This window comes from Nonomuraea sp. NPDC052116 (genome assembly GCF_040680035.1).
In the GTDB taxonomy this organism is placed as follows: Bacteria; Actinomycetota; Actinomycetes; order Streptosporangiales; family Streptosporangiaceae; genus Nonomuraea; species Nonomuraea angiospora_A.
In genome coordinates, this window is record NZ_JBFAWA010000047.1 from 40,912 (window position 1) to 58,200 (window position 17,289).

The following is a 17,289-nucleotide window of genomic DNA, read 5'->3' on the forward strand; positions in this document are numbered from 1 at the left end:
GGCAAATAGCCGAATCAACGATGATGTCCGGCGCAAAATGCTCTTCCAGGGAGACCTCTTCCTCTACTCGGCGACGCCTGCCTCGACCAAGCTGATCGAGTTCGCCCGCGAGTTGATCGAGGAGGCGTTCGAGGGCCGCGACCCCCAGACCGCCCAGTACGAGATGCCGGTCGAGGAGTTCGCGGCACTGCTCGCGGACCTCAAGCCGCGCTTCATCCACCACCCCACCAGCAAGAAGCTCCTCGTCACCCTGCTCGACGAGCTGGGCATGGCGCTGGACAAGACCTACTTCGACGTGCCGAGGCTGCGCACCTCCACCGCCGATCACTACCTCGACTCCGGCATCTCCTACGCCTACCACGCTCATCGCGACTGCTGGTACGCCGCGCCGTTCTGCCAGGTCAACTGGTGGATCCCGATCTACGAGGTGGTCCCGGAGAACGTCTTCGCGCTGCACCCGCAGTACTTCGACCGCCCCGTACGCAACGGCAGCGGCCGCTACGACTACGCGGAGTGGACCGCCGTCAGCCGGCCCACGGCCGCCCAGCACATCCACAGCGACACCCGGGAGCAGCCCAAGCCGGAGGAGGCGCTCGACCTCGAAACCGAGCTCCGGCTGGTGCCGGAGCCGGGCGGCATGCTGCTCTTCTCCGGGGCGCACCTGCACTCGACCGTCACCAACACCTCCGGCAGGACCCGGTTCAGCATCGACTTCCGCACCGTCCACATCGACGACGTCCGCTCCCGCGCGGCGGCGCCCAACGTGGACGCCACCTGCCGCGGCACCACCCTGCGCGACTTCTACCGGGCCGACGACCTGACGCGCATCCCGGAGGAGCTCGCGGCGGAGTACGAGGCCGAGGCCGAGGCGCTGGCCAAGCTCACCTGACGAACCGCGCGCGTACGGCGTCGCGCAGGCCCCTCCAGCTCCGGTGCCGTTGGAAGGGCAACTCGAAGACCGAGGCGAACAACCACGCCGTCCCCACGCTCACCGGCACTGCCAGGGCGAGCGTGAGGAGAAAGGTCGGCATGCCCGGTGGCACGTGCGGGGCGACGACCAGCCGGTTGATCATGACGACTAGCGGTGAGTGGATCAGGTAGAGGCTGTAGGAGAAGGAGCCCAGCCGCCGGAGCGGACGCGTGTCGAGCAGCCGTACGAGCCAGACCGGCTTGCCCGTCGCCACACCCGTCAGCAACAACCCGGCGGCCGGGCCGACCGCCAGATCGACCCAGAAGAAGTTCGCGACCACCCAGACCGGCCCGGCGACCACGATCAGCAGGAGCACCGGGACCGCGGCGGCCGCCGCGAACCAGTGCCAGGGCAGGCGCTCCGTACGCTCCTGCGCGCGCACGACGCCGGCGCAGACCGCGCCCACGGCGAAGAGCACGGCGAACTGCGGCGTCAGCCGCATCAGCAGGTCCACGGCCGGCACGGAGGGGGCCAGTGCCCCCACCGCCACGACGATCAGGGTCACCGCGCCGAGCATCACCGCCGCGCCCATCTTGCGCAGGACCAGCAGCATCAGCGGGAACACCAGGTAGAGCTGCGCCTCGACGGCGATCGACCACAGGGCCCCGTTGGGGCTGGGGGAGCCGAAGACGTCCTGCAGAAGGAGCCCGTAGATGAGGGCCGACTGCCCGGTGGGCGTCTGCTGCCCGGGCTGCGGGATGACCGTCCACGCGATCACCAGGCTGAACGCCAGCGCCGCCCAGTAGGGCGGCAGGATGCGCCAGGCGCGGCGGTTGAGGAACGTGGGGATGCCGCCGAGCTGCCAGCCGGACCGGGCGGGCGAGATCGCCAGCGAGAAGCCGGACAGGACGATGAACACCACGACCGCGAAATGGCCGTAGAGCAGCCATCCCGTCCACCAGGGCGCGTCGTTGACCGGGAACCCGGGGAAGGACAGGAGCCAGCAATGGTGCAGCACGACGAACAACGCCGCCAGCCCCCGTAAGCCGTCGAGCCCGGTCAGCCTGCGCCGCGTCGCCGGACGCTCTACCGTCATCCCCACCGAAGCCCCCGTCGCCGTAGTCGGTAGGTCTATCGCTGCGACTACGCGCGGTGTAACCGTTCTACGGAGATGTAACGTCTGGCCGCGAATAGGCGATGGTCCGCTATAGAGCAAGCATTGCTGATGCGGGGGAACGTACCAAAATGGAGTTCTGGAAGACGATCCTTGGTCTTCTCCGCCGAGTTCTCATTGGCCCGCCACTGATCTGTCTCTCGATCCTGGTGGGCGTTGTGGTGTACACGGTCATTCCGGCGCACTACACGACCGATGTCTCCCTCGTGCTGGCCACGCCGGTCAACGGGGGCACCGTCCCCTCCGACAGGACCAAGCAGGGGCTCACCAACCCGTTCCTCTCCTTCAACGACGCGCTGAAGACCGGGGCGAGCATCGTCATCCTGTCGATGAACACGCAGGACGTCTGGACGCAGCTCGGCGCGCCCAAGGACGGCCCGACGGAGATCACGATCGACGACGGGCGCTCCAACCCCAATGTCCTGGACATCAACGGGCCCTACATCTACATCAGGGTCGACAGCGAGTCTCCTCGGCAGGCCACGGCCGTGCTGATGGCGGCGCGCGAGCGCGTGGCGACCGAGCTGTTCAAATGGCAGAAGGCGCTCGGCGCTCCGGCGAACACCTTCATCACGTCCACCGACATCGTGCCGCCGTCCAGGCCCGAGGCCGACCACAGCGTGAACTGGCAGGGGGCGCTCGGCGGCGCCGTGCTCTGCCTGCTCCTGGGCCTCGGCATCGCCTACGGCGTGGTGACCAGGCGCGCGCCCAAGCAGCCGGAGCAGCCGGAGCCCCCGCTACCCCCGGCGGTACCCCTGGCGGCACCCTTGGCGGTCCCGGTGGCGGTTCCGGTGGTCACTCCCGTGGCGGCGCCGGCGCCGGAGCCGGTGGCGGCGCAGGTGGACGAGCCCGTCGAACTGGCGGAGCTCGACGAGGACAGCTCCAGCACCATGGAGTTCCCCATCTACCGGGGGGAGCCTCTCTCGCCCGTGCCCTGGCCCGGCAAGGCGGCCCAGGACAACGGCGAGGGATGAGGCCCGCGCATGGACTTCTGGGCGACGGCGACCGTTCTGTTCAGGCGGTGGTACGTGACGATTCCGGCCTTCCTGCTCACGGTCGTGGGAGCCGTCGGCGTCTTCGCCGTGGCGCCCAAGACCTTCATCTCCAGCTCGGCCCTCGTCCTCACCCTGCCGGTCACCGGCGGCAGCGTGCCGAGCGACCCCAGGTTCCCCAACCCCCGCACCAACCCCCTGGTCTCCTTCGACCAGGGGTTGAGCATGACCTCGTCGATCCTCATCCAGGCGCTGAACACCCCTGAGGCGGTCGCCAAGGTCGGCGCGCCGATCGGCGGCGACGTCACGCTCAAGATCACCAGCGGCGGCACCAACCCCGAGATGATGCCGGCCACCCCCTTCATCGTCATCACCTGCGAGGCGCCGAGCGCCGAGCTGGCCCACGGCATCGTCGTGAAGGTCACCGAGCTGGCCCAGCAGGAGCTGCGCGCCCGGCAGCGGCAGGTCAAGGCGCCGCCCACCACCTACGTGAGCGCCACCGTCGTGGTGCCGCCCACCCAACCCGACGAGAAGAAGGGCAGCCGGATGCGCAGCGCGGTGGTCACCGGGGCGCTGGCGTTCTTCATGAGCCTGTTCGCCGCCTTCGCGGCCGAGAGCTTCGCCCGCCATCGCCGGGCGCGCCGCCGCCCGACGCCGCCCGAGCTCGGACTCTACGAGCCCGTCGCGAGCAACGGAACGCGGTCGCTGGCTGGACGCGAAGGATGACCGGGGCCAACCTGGCCCAGCGGCCGCTCCGGCGCGCCGACGGTGCCACGCTGGTCTGCTTCTTCGTCGTGGTCCTGCTGATGCTTCCGGCCCGCCTGGCGGTGGCCGGGCTTCCGCTGTCGCTCACGCCCGCCGAGATCATGGCTCTGGTGCTGGGCGTGGTGTGGGTGTGCGCGCAGATGATCAGTACGGCCGGCGTGGCCAAGGGCGGCAACCCGGTCCGCACCTCGATCTTCGTGTACGGCATGCTCCTGCTGGCGATCTACGGGTACACGACCTACCTGTACCTGCCGTCCGACGAGCTCAACCTCTCCGACCACACGTTCGTGCTCTACGCGGGCTACGTGAGCCTGCTGCTGATGGTCTGCGACGGCATCGACAGCCGCGAGCGCCTCGACTTCGTGCTCAAGGCGGTCGTGATCGGCGGCACGTTCGCGGCGATCGTCGCCCTGCTGCAGTTCAGGCTCGACTTCGACCTCACCAAGTACATGCAGATCCCCGGGCTGCGCCACTCCTCCGTCGAGGAGGTGCCGACCGTGATCTCCCGATCGGACCTGCGCCGCGTCGCCGGCACGCTCGGGCACCCGATCGAGTTCGGCGCGGTGTCGGCGATGCTGCTGCCGCTGGCCGCGCATCTCGGCTTCCAGGCGCGCAGCCGCGGCCAGGCCGCGACCCGCTGGTGGATCTGCGCCGCCATCATCGCGGCCGGCCTGATGTTCTCGGTCTCCAGGACCGCCGTCCTCGGCCTGGCGGGGGCGGGGCTGATCCTCCTGCTCGGCTGGTCCAACCGGCGCCGGATCGTCACCATCGGCGCGTTCGTGGTGTTCCTGGGCTTCATGAAGGTCCTGGCGCCGGGTCTGATCGGAACGTTCTACAACCTGTTCGCCGGCGCCGGCGAGGACAGCAGCATCATCTACCGCACCCACGACTACCCGTTCGCGATGCGGGAGTTCGACAAGAGCCCGGTCTTCGGCCGTGGGCTCGGCACCTGGTACCCGTTCAAGCATCAGGTGTTCGACAACCAGTACCTGCTGTCACTGGTCGAGACCGGGGTGCTCGGCGTGCTGGGGTTCGTCGGCGTGATCGGGTGCGGGATCGTCGTGGCCCTCTGGGTCCGCCGGTTGAGCTCCGACCCGAACGTACGCAACCTGGGCCTGACCATCGCCGCCTGCCTGGTGATCCCGCTGCTGGGGGCGGCCACCTTCGACCTGCTCTCCTTCCCCGGCATCACCAGCGTGATGTTCCTGCTGGTCGGCGCGGCGGGGGCGCTGCTGCGGTTCGAGCGCCGGGGTCAGGCGGACAAGATGGTCCTGAGCTCCTTCCAGGAGCCCGCCGACCTGTCGCGCTCGCTGATCGCGGTGACCGGCAACGGCCAGGGCAGCGCGAGGTCGGGGTCGTCGTAGCGGACGGCCAGGTCCTCGGCGGGGTCGTGCTCCCGGTCGATGCGGTAGCAGACGTCGGCGTGCTCGGTCAGCGCCTGGTAGCCGTGCAGGATGCCCGGCGGCACGTAGAGGTGCGCGAACGACACGTCGTCGAGCCGGACGGTGATGTGGGAGCCGAACGTCGGCGACGCCGGCCGCGCGTCCACCAGGATGTCGAGCACCGCGCCGTGCGCGGCCCGTACCAGCTTGGCCTCGCCCCGGCCCGAGCGGCCGTGCATCCCCCTGATCGTGCCCAGGCGCGAGCGCGACTGGCTGTCCTGGACGAACGCGGTGTGGTCCAGCCCGTGCTCCGCGGCGATCACGGCGTCGAAGGTCCTGGTGAAGAAGCCCCGATCGTCGTGGCTGGGCGCCGGCACGAACAGCAGCACGCCCTCAAGCTCCAGGTGCTCGACTCTCATGGTGTTCCTCTCATCCAGGTAGGGTCCGCAACCGGCGGGAGGGCCGCAGGAGGGCCACGACCGACGCTCTGGCCGTGCGGCGGCCCGCGGCGGCCCGCATGGCCTCGCCGAGCAGGACCGCGAGATAGAAGCCCGCGCTCGCGATCCTGCCCCGGCGCTGCCGGAACAGCCGCACGCGGTTGACCGTGAGCAGCGCGGCCAGCATCGGGCTGGTCTTCGCCTCGCCGCCGATGTGCTCGACCACGGCGGCGGGCTCGTACCAGAGGCTCCAGCCCCCGTCCGCGGCCCGCAGCGCGTACTCGGTCTCCTCGCTGTAGAGCAGGAAGGACTCGTCCCACGGGCCGACCTCGGTGAGCGCCGCGACGGAGATGAGCATGGCGGCCCCGGTGGCCCAGTCCGCGGGGCCCGGCCGCTCGTAGCGGTCCGGATCGACGATCATCTCGCCCAGCGCGCCGACGCGGCCCGCCAGGTGCCCGCCGAGCACCGCCTCGGCCAGCGCGCGGCGTACGGCCGGCGTGCGGCGGAGCGAGTGGTGGAGCACACCCTCGGTGCTGGTCAGCCGGGGGACGGCGATGCCGGTGCCCGGACGCCCGAGGGCCTCGCTCAGCACGGCCAGCGAACCGGGACGAAGGCGGCAGTCGGGGTTCATCACGAAGATCGCGTCGAGCTCGTGGAGGTCGAGCGCCGCGATGCCGGCGTTGATCGCCGCCGCGTACCCGGCGTTCCTGCCCACTGGCACGGGACGCATGGGCAGGTCGGTGGCCTGTTCGGCGATGCGGAGCGAGTCGTCCTTGGAGGCGTTGTCCGCCACGACGACGGCGGCGAGATCCACCCCATCGGCGCCCTCGGGCAGAGAGGCCAGGCAACCGCCGAGGACCGGAGCGCTGTTGTAGGTCACGATCACGATCGCGACTCGGGGGCAGCCGGGCTTCACATGTCCCCATCGCACCCCAGCAATGGAGCGTTACAGGTAACAGATGACACGGCTGAGGCGATGACGAGGTAGGGGCCGCGGTGTCGTAGAGACGGAGACACATTTCATGCAGGATCTGCAGGCTTTCACCTTCCGCCGGGATGACCTCTTCCCGTTGGCGGACAAGTATTCCGAGCAGTTCCGTACGGCCTCGCCGTTCCGCCATGTGGTCATCGACGACTTCCTGCCGCCCGAGGTGCTGGAGCCCGTCCTCGACGAGTTCCCCGAGCCGCGGGACGCCACCTGGCAGCGGTTCGACACCGCGCGCGAGGTGAAGCTGGCGCTGGCCGACACCGAGCGCATGGGGCCGGCCACCCGGCATCTGCTGGCGGAGTTCAACAGTGGGGTGTTCGTCCAGTTCCTCGAGCGGTTGACCGGCATCACGCAGCTCGTCTCCGACCCGCACTTCGAGGGCGGCGGCCTGCACCAGATCCGGCCGGGCGGCTTCCTCAAGGTGCACGCCGACTTCAACAAGAGCCGGAAGCTCAACCTCGACCGCCGGCTCAACGGCCTGCTCTACCTCAACAAGGACTGGGAGGAGAGCTACGGCGGGCACCTGCAGCTGTGGAACAGGGACATGACCGAGTGCGAGGGCAAGATCCTCCCGCTCTTCAACCGGTTCGTGGTGTTCGCCACGACCGACGACGCCAACCACGGGCACCCGGACCCGCTGACCTGTCCGCCGGACCGGGCGCGGCGCTCGATGGCGCTCTACTACTACTCCAACGGCCGGCCCGAGGAAGAGGCCACCGACGAGCACACCACGCTGTTCAAGCAGCGGCCCGGCGAGGCGTGGAAGAGCAACCTGCGCCAGGTCGCCAAGCGCTGGACGCCACCCGCGCTGGCCGACCTCGTCGGCGGCCGGAAGCCCAACGCCTAGTGAGGTCGTCCGCCATAGGCTGGTGTCTCGGCCTGGGCCTGGTCGTGCTGCTGAGCGGGTGCCAGAACGGCGGCGCCCAGAGCAAGCCGCTCGCCACCCAGTCGCTCGCCACGACCCCGACCACGTCCGCCTCGGCCCCGCCGCTGAACCCGGCCGAGCGGAGCTGGCCGGGACCGGACAACACGGGTGTGCCCAGCGGCGTGCCGCTGCGCGAATCCGGATCCATCCGGGTGACCAAGAACGGCACGGTCATCGACGGCGTCGAGGTGACCGGCTACATCACGGTCGAGGCCGACGACGTGACCATCCGCAACACGCGCGTCCGCGGCACCAAGGGCTGGTGGGGGATCCTCCAGCGCGAGGGGCGCACCGGGCTGAAGGTCGAGGACAGCGAGATCTTCGGCAACGGCAAGGAGCGGACCCAGTTCGGCATCCTCAACCAGGGCAAGATGATCACGGTGCGCCGGGTGGACATCCACACGATCTCCAACGGCATCCTGACCCAGCAGGGCCTGGTCGAGGACTCGTACGTGCACGACCCGAAGTACTACTCCGGCGACCACACCGACATGATCATGTCGACCGGGCCGCCCGCCGCCGGGACCGAGCTGATCATCCGGCGTAACACGGTGATCAACACGCTGGACCAGACGGGCGCGATCGCGCTGTTCCAGGACTTCGGCGTGGTCAAGAACGTGACGGTGGAGGGCAACCTGCTGGCCGGGGGCGGCTGGTCGCTGTACGCGGGCGCCGGGGCCAAGGGCACCTCGTCGAACATCAAGGTGATCGGCAACGTCTTCAGCCGCAGGGTGTGGCCGAAGGGCGGGTCTGCCGGGCCGGTTTCTTATTGGGATAAGGACGGGCCCGGAAATACGTGGCACAGTAACACCTGGGAAAACGGTGGGGCGGTAAGTCCGGGATAACGTGCTTTTTGATCATCATTGAGAAAGCTGAGCTTTCTGGGAATTGAGGGGTAAAGGAGTCCTTTTTCGGCAAAAAGCCCCTCTTAGTGCTTCCGGCATGGCTACTCTCTCCCCTTGGGGACTCGATATGGCCGTGATCGGAAGGAGTCACCTGTGTCAAGGCATCGGCGGAGTACGCGAAGTAAGAGGCGGACCGGGTGGTTATCCCTGGCCGGTGTCTCCGCCGTGGCGGTGCTGGCGGGCGGATACGGCGTCATCGCCTCTGATGTGCTGAAGCCTCAGGCGGCCCTGACGGACGCGAGCGGGGGAGCGCGGGCTTCGGCCTCACCGCGGGCGGCCGCCGGTCAGAAGTCCCGGCCGCGCCCCACCACGGAGAGCCCGCGGCCACGGAAGACCAAGGGTCATTGGTGGTGGCCCCGGTGGCCCACCAAGAAGCCGACCTCCCGGCCGACGCACAGGCCGACGGAGACGCCGGAGCCCGGCGATTCCGCGACTCCGCCCGAGACACCGGCGCCCGGCGATTCCGCGACTCCGACCGCGACGCCGATCAAGACGCCGACCCTGATCTCCTCACCGACGCCTCGGCCGACCAGGACGCCTACTCCTCCTCCTGTGACGTCCACGCCGACCTCGACGCCGACCTCGACGCCGACGGTGACGCCGACCCGGACGCCGACCCCAATTCCGACGGTGACGCCGACCCCGACCCGGACCCCCACCCCGACCCGGACCCCGACTCCCACCAGGACGCCGACTCCGACTCCGACGGCGACTCCCACCAGGACGCTTCCCGGTACTCCCGCTCCCACTCCGACGAAGACGCCGACGACCGCACCGCCGCCGAGCGGTGGCTGGCCCGGGCCCGGGAACACGGGCGTCCCCGAGGGCACCGAGCTGGTCCGCAAGACCGGCTCGATCGTCATCAAGGAGGACGGCAAGGTCATCGACGGCTGGGACATCACCGGTGACATCACGGTCGAAGCCGACAACGTGACCATCCGCAACACCCGGGTGCGCGGGCAGACCGACTACTGGGGCATCCTCCAGCGCGAGGGCTTCTCAGGCCTGAAGGTCGAGGACAGCGAGATCTTCGGCAACGGCAAGCAGCGCACCCAGTTCGGCATCCTCAACCAGGGCAAGATGATCACCGTGCGCCGGGTGGACATCCACACGATCTCCAACGGCATCCTCACCGACCAGGGCCTGGTCGAGGACTCGTACGTACACGACCCGAAGTACTACTCCGGCGACCACACCGACATGATCATGTCAACGGGCACCGCCGCTGCCGGCACCGAGCTGATCATCCGGCGCAACACCGTGATCAACACGCTCGACCAGACGGGCGCGATCGCGCTCTTCCAGGACTTCGGGGTGACCCGCAACGTCACCGTGCAGGGCAACCTGCTGGCCGGGGGCGGCTGGTCGCTCTACGCGGGCGCCGGCCGGAAGGGCCTGTCCTCGAACATCAAGGTGATCGACAACGTCTTCAGCCGCAAGGTGTGGCCGAAGGGCGGCTCCGCCGGCCCGGTGTCGTACTGGGACTCCAACGGGCCCGGCAACGTCTGGAAGGGCAACACCTGGGAGAGCGGCGGCGCGAGCGTGCTGGCCGCGGACTAGGTGCGGATCGCGATGACCGACTTCACCAGCCCGGCCAGCCGCTCGAAGCGGATCTGGGACTTGGGGAAGTAGTGCCGCATCTCGGTCACGCTGAGCAGCTCGACCTCCATGGCGATCATCCGGGCGGCGTCGCGGTCGGAGGTCGGGGTGTGGACGAGCGGCCAGCGGCGCAGGATCGTCGTCCGCGCGGCGAGCGGCAGGAACTGGAACCCCGGGAACAGGAAGTGCGGCTCGACCGGGAAATAGCGGTAGGGCGTCTGCACCCAGTGCCGGTCGGCCATCTCGTGCACGGTGTCGGCGAACCGCTGCCGGCGCTGGTGCCCGCCGACGTGTTCGATGACCGCGTTGGAGAAGACGAGGTCGTAGCGCGTGCCACGGATCGCCGCCGGTAGGTCGCAGGCGTCGGCGACATCGGCCCGCAGCCATCCCGGCAGGTCGGCGGGCGGCTGCTCGAGGTTGACGATGTGGACGTGGGCCGGCCTGACCGGGGCGCGCATCCAGGCCCCGGCCGTGCCGCCGAGGTCGAGCACGTTCATCTGGTCGAGGTCGGGGAACCGGTCGGCGAACCACTGCCACCGTCGCGCCCGTGCCTTGGCCCCCAGCGAGTCCGGAGCGTCCACGAAACGGCTGCGCAGGGCATTAAGACGGCTCATAAAGGCGCTCCTCCGGCCAGACAAGTACCTCTATGCTCCCAGAATTATCCCGGGCCCGGCTGAGCGTGTGATTCTTTGTGACATTCTTGCGACGCATACCAATCGACAGTTCGGCGCAACCCTTCGTCCAATTCCGTGACAGGACGCCAGCCGAGCCGGTCCGCAGCCGGTGCTATGTCGCCGACCTGCGTAATATCGTGCGGGCGATCGGGGGTGGCGCCGAATTCGGGTCGCGTGCTCGTGCCGGTGATCCGATAAATCCGTTCGACGACCTCGTGAGCCGGGGTCTTGACGCCGGTGCCGATATCCAGCGTGTGTCCGATGGCTTTGTCTGATTCGCCCGCCAGGACGAACGCGTCGACGACATCGTCGACATAGATCCAGTCGGCGAGCTTGGTGGCCTTGGTGAGCCGGGGGTGCTGGCCGCGCAGGAGGCAGAGCGTCACGTACGGCACGAGCTTGGTGGTGTCGGGCTGGGCGGGCCCGTAGACCATGCTGGGGCGCAGGACGGTGACGGGCAGGTCCCAGAGCCGGTGGTAGAGCTGCGCGTAGCCGGTGGCGGCCCATTTGGACATCGCGTACGCCGACGACGGCGGGGCCTGGTCGTTGCCCGGGCGCGGCTCCTCGATGGAGCCGGTGAAGACGGTCTTGATGCCGCGTTCGTGCGCGGCGGCCAGCACGTTGACCCCGCCGATGACGTTGCTCTCCAGGGTGGCGCGCAGGACCTCGTCACCTCTCGATCCGGTGACCTCACCGGCGAGGTGGAACAGGAGCGTCGGCCGTACCGACCGGAAGAGCCGCGTCGTCGCGTCGGCGTCGCTCAGGCTCGCCACGTGCCAGGTCTCGCCATGGCGAGCCTGCTGAGGGCGGCGGCTGACGGCGTGCACCTGAGCGCCGAGCGCTCGTAAGCGCGTCACCAGGTGTGAGCCGATGAATCCGGCCGCCCCTGTCACCAGCACCACGGTCTCCGGCCAATACGACATCGTGGATTGACCTCCGCGGGAGATGGAGCCGTTCGAGCCGACGGCTCCATCTAATCATCAACTAGCCGATGCGCCAGGTGTCTCCGCCCAGGAGCAGGTCGCTCAGGTCGCCGGGGCCCTTCTGCGCCACGGCCTCCTCGAGTTGCTCGGCCATCAGCACGTCGTACGCCGGCCGGTCGATCTGCCGGAAGATGCCGATCGGCACGTGCTCGAACGCCGGCTCGTCCAGCCTGCTGAGCGCGAAGGCCACCGACGGGTCGGGAGCGTGCGCGTCGTGCACGAGGATCTGGTCCTCGCTCACGCCGTCGCGCGCCACCACCTCGATGCCGCCGTTGGCCGCCCGAACGACGGCCTTGGAGGCGCTCACGATCGGCTGACCGTGCTCCAGGCGCAGCGTGATGTCGTCGCGGACCTCGGGGTCCTTGAGCTGCTCGAAGGCGTTGTCGTTGAAGATGTTGCAGTTCTGGTAGATCTCCACCAGCGACGTGCCGCGGTGCGCGGTGGCCTCGCGCAGCACCGACTGCAGGTGCTTGCGGTCGGAGTCGATGGTGCGGGCCACGAACGACGCCTCGGCGCCGAGGGCCAGCGAGATCGGGTTGAACGGCTTGTCCAGCGAGCCCATCGGCGTCGACTTGGTGATCTTGCCGACCTCGGAGGTGGGCGAGTACTGGCCCTTGGTCAGCCCGTAGATCCGGTTGTTGAACAGCAGGATGTTCAGGTTGACGTTGCGGCGCAGCGCGTGGATCAGGTGGTTGCCGCCGATCGACAGCGCGTCGCCGTCACCGGTGATCACCCACACCGACAGGTCGGGCCGGGAGGCGGCCAGCCCCGTCGCGATGGCGGGCGCGCGACCGTGGATCGAGTGGAAACCGTACGTGTTGAGGTAGTACGGGAAGCGCGACGAGCAGCCGATGCCCGACACGAACACGATGTTCTCGCGCTTGAGCCCCAGCTCCGGCAGGAAGCTCTGCACCGCGGCCAGGATGGCGTAGTCGCCGCAGCCGGGGCACCAGCGGACCTCCTGGTCGGACTTGAAGTCCTTCAGGGTCTGCTTGACGTCGGTCTTGGGGATGAGCGACAGGCCCTTCCCGTTAACGAGCTCAGTCACTGTCGATCACGTCCTGGATGACTCCGGCCAGCTCCTCGGCCTTGAACGGGAGCCCGCGCACACGGTTGTAGCTGATCACGTCGACGAGGTAGCGGGCCCGCAGCAGCAGCGCGAGCTGGCCGAGGTTGATCTCGGGCAGCAGCACCTTGTCGTAGCTCTTGAGCACCTCGCCGGTGTTGGCCGGCAGCGGGTTGAGGTGGCGCAGGTGAGCCTGGGCGACCTTGCCGCCGTTCCTCCTGATCCGGCGGACGGCCGCGGCGATCGGCCCGTACGTCGAGCCCCAGCCGATGACCAGCACCTTCGCGTCGCCGTCGGGGTCGTCGACCGCCAGCTCCGGCACGTCGATGCCGGCGATCTTCGCGGCACGCGTGCGGACCATCAGGTCGTGGTTGTTCGGGTCGTACGAGATGTTGCCGGTGCCGTCGGCCTTCTCGATGCCGCCGATGCGGTGCTCGAGGCCGGCCGTGCCGGGGATGGCCCACGGGCGGGCCAGCGTCTCGGTGTCCCGCTTGTACGGCAGGAACTCGCCGTCGGCGCCGTTGGGGGCCTCGGTGAAGGGCTGCGAAATGTCCGGCAAGTCGGAAACTTCGGGCAGGCGCCAGGGCTCCGAGCCGTTGGCCAGGTAGCCGTCCGAGAGCAGCATGACCGGGGTGCGGTACTTGACCGCGATCCTGGTGGCCTCGATGGCGGCGTCGAAGCAGTCGCTCGGCGACATCGGCGCCACGATCGGCACCGGGGACTCGCCGTTGCGGCCGAACATGGCCATGAGCAGGTCGGTCTGCTCGGTCTTGGTCGGCATGCCGGTGCTCGGCCCCGCGCGCTGCACGTCCACGATGATCAGCGGCAGCTCCGTGGTGACCGCCAGGCCGACGGTCTCGGCCTTCAGCGCCACGCCCGGACCGGACGTGGTGGTCACGCCGAGCGCCCCGCCGAACGCGGCCCCGAGCGCCGCGCCGACGCCCGCGATCTCGTCCTCCGCCTGGAAGGTGCGGATGCCGAACCGCTTGTGCTTGCTCAGCTCGTGCAGGATGTCGCTGGCCGGGGTGATCGGGTAGGAGCCCAGGAACAGCGGGAGCTTGGACTGCACGCTGGCGGCGATCAGGCCGTACGCGAGGGCCTGGTTGCCGGAGATGTTGCGATAGACGCCGGGGGCGAGCTGGGCGGGCTTGACCTCGTACGAGACGGAGAAGGACTCGGTGGTCTCGCCGTAGTTCCAGCCCGCCTGGAAGGCGGCGATGTTGGCCTTGGCGATGTCCGGCTTCTTCGCGAACTTCTGCTCGAGGAACTTGACGGTGTGCTCGGTCGGCCGGTGGTAGAGCCAGCTGAGCAGGCCCAGCGCGAACATGTTCTTCGACCGCTCGGCGTCCTTCTTGGACAGCTCGAAGCCCTCGAGGGCCTTGACGGTGAGCGAGGTCAGCGGCACCGCGTGCACGCGCCACTCGCTGAGCGAGTCGTCCTCCAGCGGGTTGGCGTCGTAGCCGACCTTCTGCAGGTTGCGCTTGGTGAACTCGTCGATGTTGGCGATGATGTCCGCGCCTCTGGGCAGGTCGCCCAGGTTGGCCTTGAGAGCGGCCGGGTTCATGGCCACGAGCACGTTCGGCGCGTCGCCGGGCGTGAGAATGTCGTGGTCGGCGAAGTGGAGCTGGAAGCTCGACACACCCGGCAAGGTGCCTGCGGGTGCACGGATCTCGGCGGGGAAGTTGGGGAGCGTCGACAGGTCGTTGCCGAACTCCGCCGTGCCCGCGGTGAAGCGGTCGCCGGTGAGCTGCATGCCATCGCCGGAGTCTCCGGCGAATCTGATGATCACGCGGTCGAGTTGCTGGACCTGCTTGTTCACAGCGCCTCCCTCGTCAGTGCTGTGAACGAAACTCGACTGTGCTCATTGGTGCCCTCGCTGCGCTGGGTCACGGCTCAGTCCTCCTCGACGCCCGAGGCGCGGTTGCCCGGGGCGCGTTCTCTGTATCCATGCTAGATCCTCGGAAGGTCACGCGTTTGCATCCCGCGCATAGCGGGTAAACGCGGTCGAAGTCAGGGTGAGGTGGGAGAACGACGACACAGCCCGGACGCAAGCCTGCAGAGGTCCACATGCAGGCGGGCGTACAGAACGGTTCGGGTCACGAGCGCCAACTATACGTCCCCCCAATACGTGTCCTACGTCAGGGGGCGCTTACCCGGCAGCTCGCTCCCCGACCGGTACAGGTGTCCGGCCTGCATCCCTGCCGAGCCGTACAACTCAGGAACGGTGACGAAGCTGTAACCCTTCCCGCGCAGCCGTTTGAGGATGTCCGGAACCGCGTCAACCGTTTCCCGGTGGATGTCGTGCATGAGAATGATCGCACCTGGATGCGCCTTGCGCACGGCAAGGTCCGCGATGTCGCCCGCTTTATCTGCGAACAGATCCTTGACGTCGATGTCCCAGTCGACCAGGGCCAGCCCCAGTTCGGCCGCGACGTCGCGCACGGCCTGGCTCGTGGTCCCGTACGGCGTGCGCGCGAGCGCCGGCCGCTGCCCGATGGCGGTCGAGACCGCGTCCTCGGTGCGCGCGAGCGAGTCGGTGATCCGGCTCGTCGCCTGTTTCGAGAGGTCCTTGTGGTCCCACGTGTGGTTCCCGACGAGGTGCCCTTCGGCGCTCATCCTCTTGACCAGCGCGGGCTGGGCGGCGGCGTTGGACCCGACCACGAAGAACGTCGCCCTCGCCCGATCTTTCCGCAAGATGTCCAGCAATTTAGCGGTATAAGGCCCGGGGCCGTCGTCGAACGTCAGCGCCACGCACTTGGCCTTGGCGCAGTCCACGGTCCCCACCCGGTTGCTGGCGGCCTGCGGGCTCTCCGTGGGCGCCGTTTCGGGCCGCCGGATCGGCGCCCTCCTGGCCGCCTCCCGCACGCTGTCCTGCACCCGCCGCCCGAACTCGGACAGCAGCGGACGTACCCGCTCCGCCGGGATCGCCACGGCCAGCCGCCCCAGCGAGCACGGCCCGATCTGGCAGTCGTCGAACTCGACCACCAGGTCCCCGCCCCGGTTGAACGCCATCGAGTCGAACCGGTCGCCTCCGGCGTTGACCTCTTCCCGCTCGACCTGCGACCCGCGCCCCTTGAACTGCTCCCGCACCAGCTGGGCGAGCTGCCGCAGGGCGTGCTCGCCGTCGAGCAGCCCGGCCGACTCCGCCACCTTGCCGCTGCGCCGGTCGAACCAGTACGTACGCGTGGAGTAGGCCCAGCCCGCGCCCTGGAACTCGCCCGTCCGCAGCCGTACCGCGATCGCCTGGGGGGAGGCGGCGGCGAGCTGCCAGTCCACGTTCAGCTCGGGCCGCGAGGAGGCGGCGCGGCCTTTGGTCCGCCCGCCGAAGTCCCGCCACCTCCGCTCGGCCTCGGCGCGCAGGGCGCGGTTGAGCGCGGGGGCGTTCTTGAACTCGGGGTAGCTGATGTGCACATATCGGCTGCCGGTGTAGTGGTCGTCGGTGAGCGTCCTGGTGGACAGGCCGGCAACGGCCGCCGGGTCGACAAAGTCGATCATCGTCGGCTCTGCCGGGACCACGACGTCCCTCTCGGGGGAGGCGGCTGCCAGATTGCAGGCGGTCGCCGAGAGGGCCAGCAGAGCGATTCCGGAAAAGAATCGCAATTTGTGCATGAATGTCAGGGTATGTTGCTGATCTTACTATTTACCCCGTCTTGACGTGATCACCACCGAGCCTTTGACCGGCTCGGGTACCTGGCGGGCGCTGATGCCTTCTGGGTCGGGGTTTGTGGCGGATTCCTGAACTTTGACCAGGTTCGTGATGGGAGTTCCGGGTTACGATCTCACTCATGGAGGGCTACTTCGGGTCCTACGTGCTCGTGGCCGCACTGCTCGCCATCGGCGTCGCCATCGTGGCCAGCGCCCTGATGGCCAATCGCCTCCTCCGCCCGACCCGCCCGACCCCGGAGAAACTGACCACGTACGAGTGCGGGGTCGACCCGGTCGGGGAGGGGTGGGCGCAGTCGCAGGTCCGCTACTACGTCTTCACTTACCTGTATGTGGTGTTCGCGGTGGACGCCGTCTTCCTGTTCCCGTGGGCCACGATCTTCGATACGCCTGGGTATGGGCTGACGACGCTCGTGGAGATGTTCGTCTTCCTGGGCTTCATCGCCCTCGGCATCCTGTACGCCTGGCGCAAACGCGTACTCACCTGGACCTAACCCTTCACCTGCACACCGCTCTTTCACCTGCCCCGCGCCTTCGCCACACTGTGCCTTCGCCTCCACCCCCAGCTGCGCCTCCGCCCCCGCCCGAGTTCCCACCTGCGCCTGAATTCCTGCCTGCGCCATGCTCACCCCGCCCCGCCCCGCCGCGCCCGCCCCGCACCTGCCCGGACCGCGCCTTGCTGGAGCCCCACCCCGCCCGCGCCCCCTCTCACCGCTCACCGATCCCAAGAAGTCCCCAACCACCCCCCAACCGAAGATTCCTTTGCCTGACCTGCGATCCGCGCAAGAATGGTCAACATGGCAGCAACAGACCTCCCGATGCCCAC

General features: G+C 68.7%; 18 protein-coding genes. 9 read left to right on the top strand and 9 right to left on the bottom strand.

Translation table 11 applies throughout. The features are described from left to right. Nucleotides 1–37 precede the first annotated feature (37 nt). Nucleotides 38–889, top strand: a complete 852-nt coding sequence (locus tag AB0L65_RS54725) for a hypothetical protein (protein ID WP_350733534.1) — start codon at nucleotides 38–40, stop codon at nucleotides 887–889. Here the strand turns inward: AB0L65_RS54725 and AB0L65_RS54730 are convergent. Further along, nucleotides 882–2,006: an acyltransferase gene (locus AB0L65_RS54730; RefSeq protein ID WP_364264206.1), complete on the bottom strand. Its 1,125-nt coding sequence runs from the start codon at nucleotides 2,004–2,006 to the stop codon at nucleotides 882–884. The genes AB0L65_RS54725 and AB0L65_RS54730 overlap by 8 nt on opposite strands. Nucleotides 2,007–2,242: 236 nt before the next feature. On the opposite strand from AB0L65_RS54730, the gene AB0L65_RS54735 reads away from it, so the two are divergent. The 3 genes from AB0L65_RS54735 to AB0L65_RS54745 are packed head-to-tail and all read left to right on the top strand — an operon-like array spanning nucleotide 2,243 to nucleotide 5,205. Continuing rightward, a complete protein-coding gene (locus tag AB0L65_RS54735) occupies nucleotides 2,243–3,058 on the top strand; it encodes a hypothetical protein (RefSeq protein WP_364264209.1) in 816 nt (271 codons plus the stop codon). Between the two features lie 9 nt (nucleotides 3,059–3,067). Beyond that, complete coding sequence (locus tag AB0L65_RS54740; RefSeq protein WP_364264212.1) at nucleotides 3,068–3,802, top strand: hypothetical protein; 735 nt, start codon at nucleotides 3,068–3,070, stop codon at nucleotides 3,800–3,802. After that, complete coding sequence (locus tag AB0L65_RS54745; RefSeq protein ID WP_364264215.1) at nucleotides 3,799–5,205, top strand: O-antigen ligase family protein; 1,407 nt, start codon at nucleotides 3,799–3,801, stop codon at nucleotides 5,203–5,205. The genes AB0L65_RS54740 and AB0L65_RS54745 overlap by 4 nt, the downstream gene beginning before the upstream one ends. On the opposite strand, the gene AB0L65_RS54750 is transcribed toward AB0L65_RS54745, so the two are convergent. Together AB0L65_RS54750 and AB0L65_RS54755 are read right to left on the bottom strand one after the other, a co-directional pair. Beyond that, nucleotides 5,094–5,642 carry a dTDP-4-dehydrorhamnose 3,5-epimerase family protein gene (locus AB0L65_RS54750; protein WP_350733541.1) on the bottom strand — a complete coding sequence of 183 codons (549 nt, stop codon included), beginning with the start codon at nucleotides 5,640–5,642 and terminating at the stop codon, nucleotides 5,094–5,096. The two genes, AB0L65_RS54745 and AB0L65_RS54750, sit on opposite strands and share 112 nt — an antisense overlap. Before the next feature lie 10 nt (nucleotides 5,643–5,652). Then, the gene (locus AB0L65_RS54755) at nucleotides 5,653–6,591 is read right to left on the bottom strand and encodes a glycosyltransferase family 2 protein (protein WP_364264218.1); all 939 of its coding nucleotides are present in this window, start codon (nucleotides 6,589–6,591) and stop codon (nucleotides 5,653–5,655) included. 91 nt (nucleotides 6,592–6,682) lie between these two features. Between AB0L65_RS54755 and AB0L65_RS54760 the strand changes: the two genes are divergently transcribed. From AB0L65_RS54760 to AB0L65_RS54775, 4 genes are all read left to right on the top strand, one after another. Then, the gene (locus AB0L65_RS54760; protein WP_364264221.1) at nucleotides 6,683–7,495 is read left to right on the top strand and encodes a 2OG-Fe(II) oxygenase; all 813 of its coding nucleotides are present in this window, start codon (nucleotides 6,683–6,685) and stop codon (nucleotides 7,493–7,495) included. After that, a complete protein-coding gene (locus AB0L65_RS54765; protein WP_364264224.1) occupies nucleotides 7,495–8,418 on the top strand; it encodes a right-handed parallel beta-helix repeat-containing protein in 924 nt (307 codons plus the stop codon). Before AB0L65_RS54760 ends, AB0L65_RS54765 begins: the two co-directional genes overlap by 1 nt. Before the next feature lie 419 nt (nucleotides 8,419–8,837). Further along, the gene (locus AB0L65_RS54770) at nucleotides 8,838–9,386 is read left to right on the top strand and encodes a hypothetical protein (RefSeq protein ID WP_364264227.1); all 549 of its coding nucleotides are present in this window, start codon (nucleotides 8,838–8,840) and stop codon (nucleotides 9,384–9,386) included. A gap of 22 nt (nucleotides 9,387–9,408) precedes the next feature. Next, nucleotides 9,409–10,038 (top strand): hypothetical protein, encoded by a 630-nt coding sequence (locus AB0L65_RS54775; RefSeq protein WP_350733548.1) that lies wholly within the window; start codon nucleotides 9,409–9,411, stop codon nucleotides 10,036–10,038. Here the strand turns inward: AB0L65_RS54775 and AB0L65_RS54780 are convergent. From AB0L65_RS54780 to AB0L65_RS54805, 6 genes are all read right to left on the bottom strand, one after another. Then, nucleotides 10,035–10,691, bottom strand: coding sequence for a class I SAM-dependent methyltransferase (locus tag AB0L65_RS54780; RefSeq protein WP_364264230.1), 657 nt, complete (start codon nucleotides 10,689–10,691; stop codon nucleotides 10,035–10,037). The genes AB0L65_RS54775 and AB0L65_RS54780 overlap by 4 nt on opposite strands. 44 nt (nucleotides 10,692–10,735) lie before the next feature. After that, the gene (locus AB0L65_RS54785) at nucleotides 10,736–11,674 is read right to left on the bottom strand and encodes an NAD-dependent epimerase/dehydratase family protein (protein ID WP_364264233.1); all 939 of its coding nucleotides are present in this window, start codon (nucleotides 11,672–11,674) and stop codon (nucleotides 10,736–10,738) included. Between the two features lie 61 nt (nucleotides 11,675–11,735). After that, nucleotides 11,736–12,782 carry a 2-oxoacid:ferredoxin oxidoreductase subunit beta gene (locus tag AB0L65_RS54790; protein WP_350733553.1) on the bottom strand — a complete coding sequence of 349 codons (1,047 nt, stop codon included), beginning with the start codon at nucleotides 12,780–12,782 and terminating at the stop codon, nucleotides 11,736–11,738. Then, nucleotides 12,775–14,619: a 2-oxoacid:acceptor oxidoreductase subunit alpha gene (locus tag AB0L65_RS54795; RefSeq protein ID WP_364264236.1), complete on the bottom strand. Its 1,845-nt coding sequence runs from the start codon at nucleotides 14,617–14,619 to the stop codon at nucleotides 12,775–12,777. The genes AB0L65_RS54790 and AB0L65_RS54795 overlap by 8 nt, the downstream gene beginning before the upstream one ends. Before the next feature lie 191 nt (nucleotides 14,620–14,810). After that, a complete protein-coding gene (locus AB0L65_RS54800; RefSeq protein WP_350733556.1) occupies nucleotides 14,811–14,900 on the bottom strand; it encodes a putative leader peptide in 90 nt (29 codons plus the stop codon). Nucleotides 14,901–14,933: 33 nt separating this feature from the next. Further along, entirely contained in the window at nucleotides 14,934–16,409 is a 1,476-nt protein-coding gene (locus tag AB0L65_RS54805) for a polysaccharide deacetylase family protein (protein ID WP_364264239.1), read from the bottom strand. A 176-nt stretch (nucleotides 16,410–16,585) separates the two neighbouring features. Here AB0L65_RS54805 and ndhC point away from each other — a divergent pair, with 176 nt between their 5' ends. Then, entirely contained in the window at nucleotides 16,586–16,957 is a 372-nt protein-coding gene (gene ndhC / locus AB0L65_RS54810) for an NADH-quinone oxidoreductase subunit A (protein WP_364264242.1), read from the top strand. Nucleotides 16,958–17,289 lie beyond the last annotated feature (332 nt).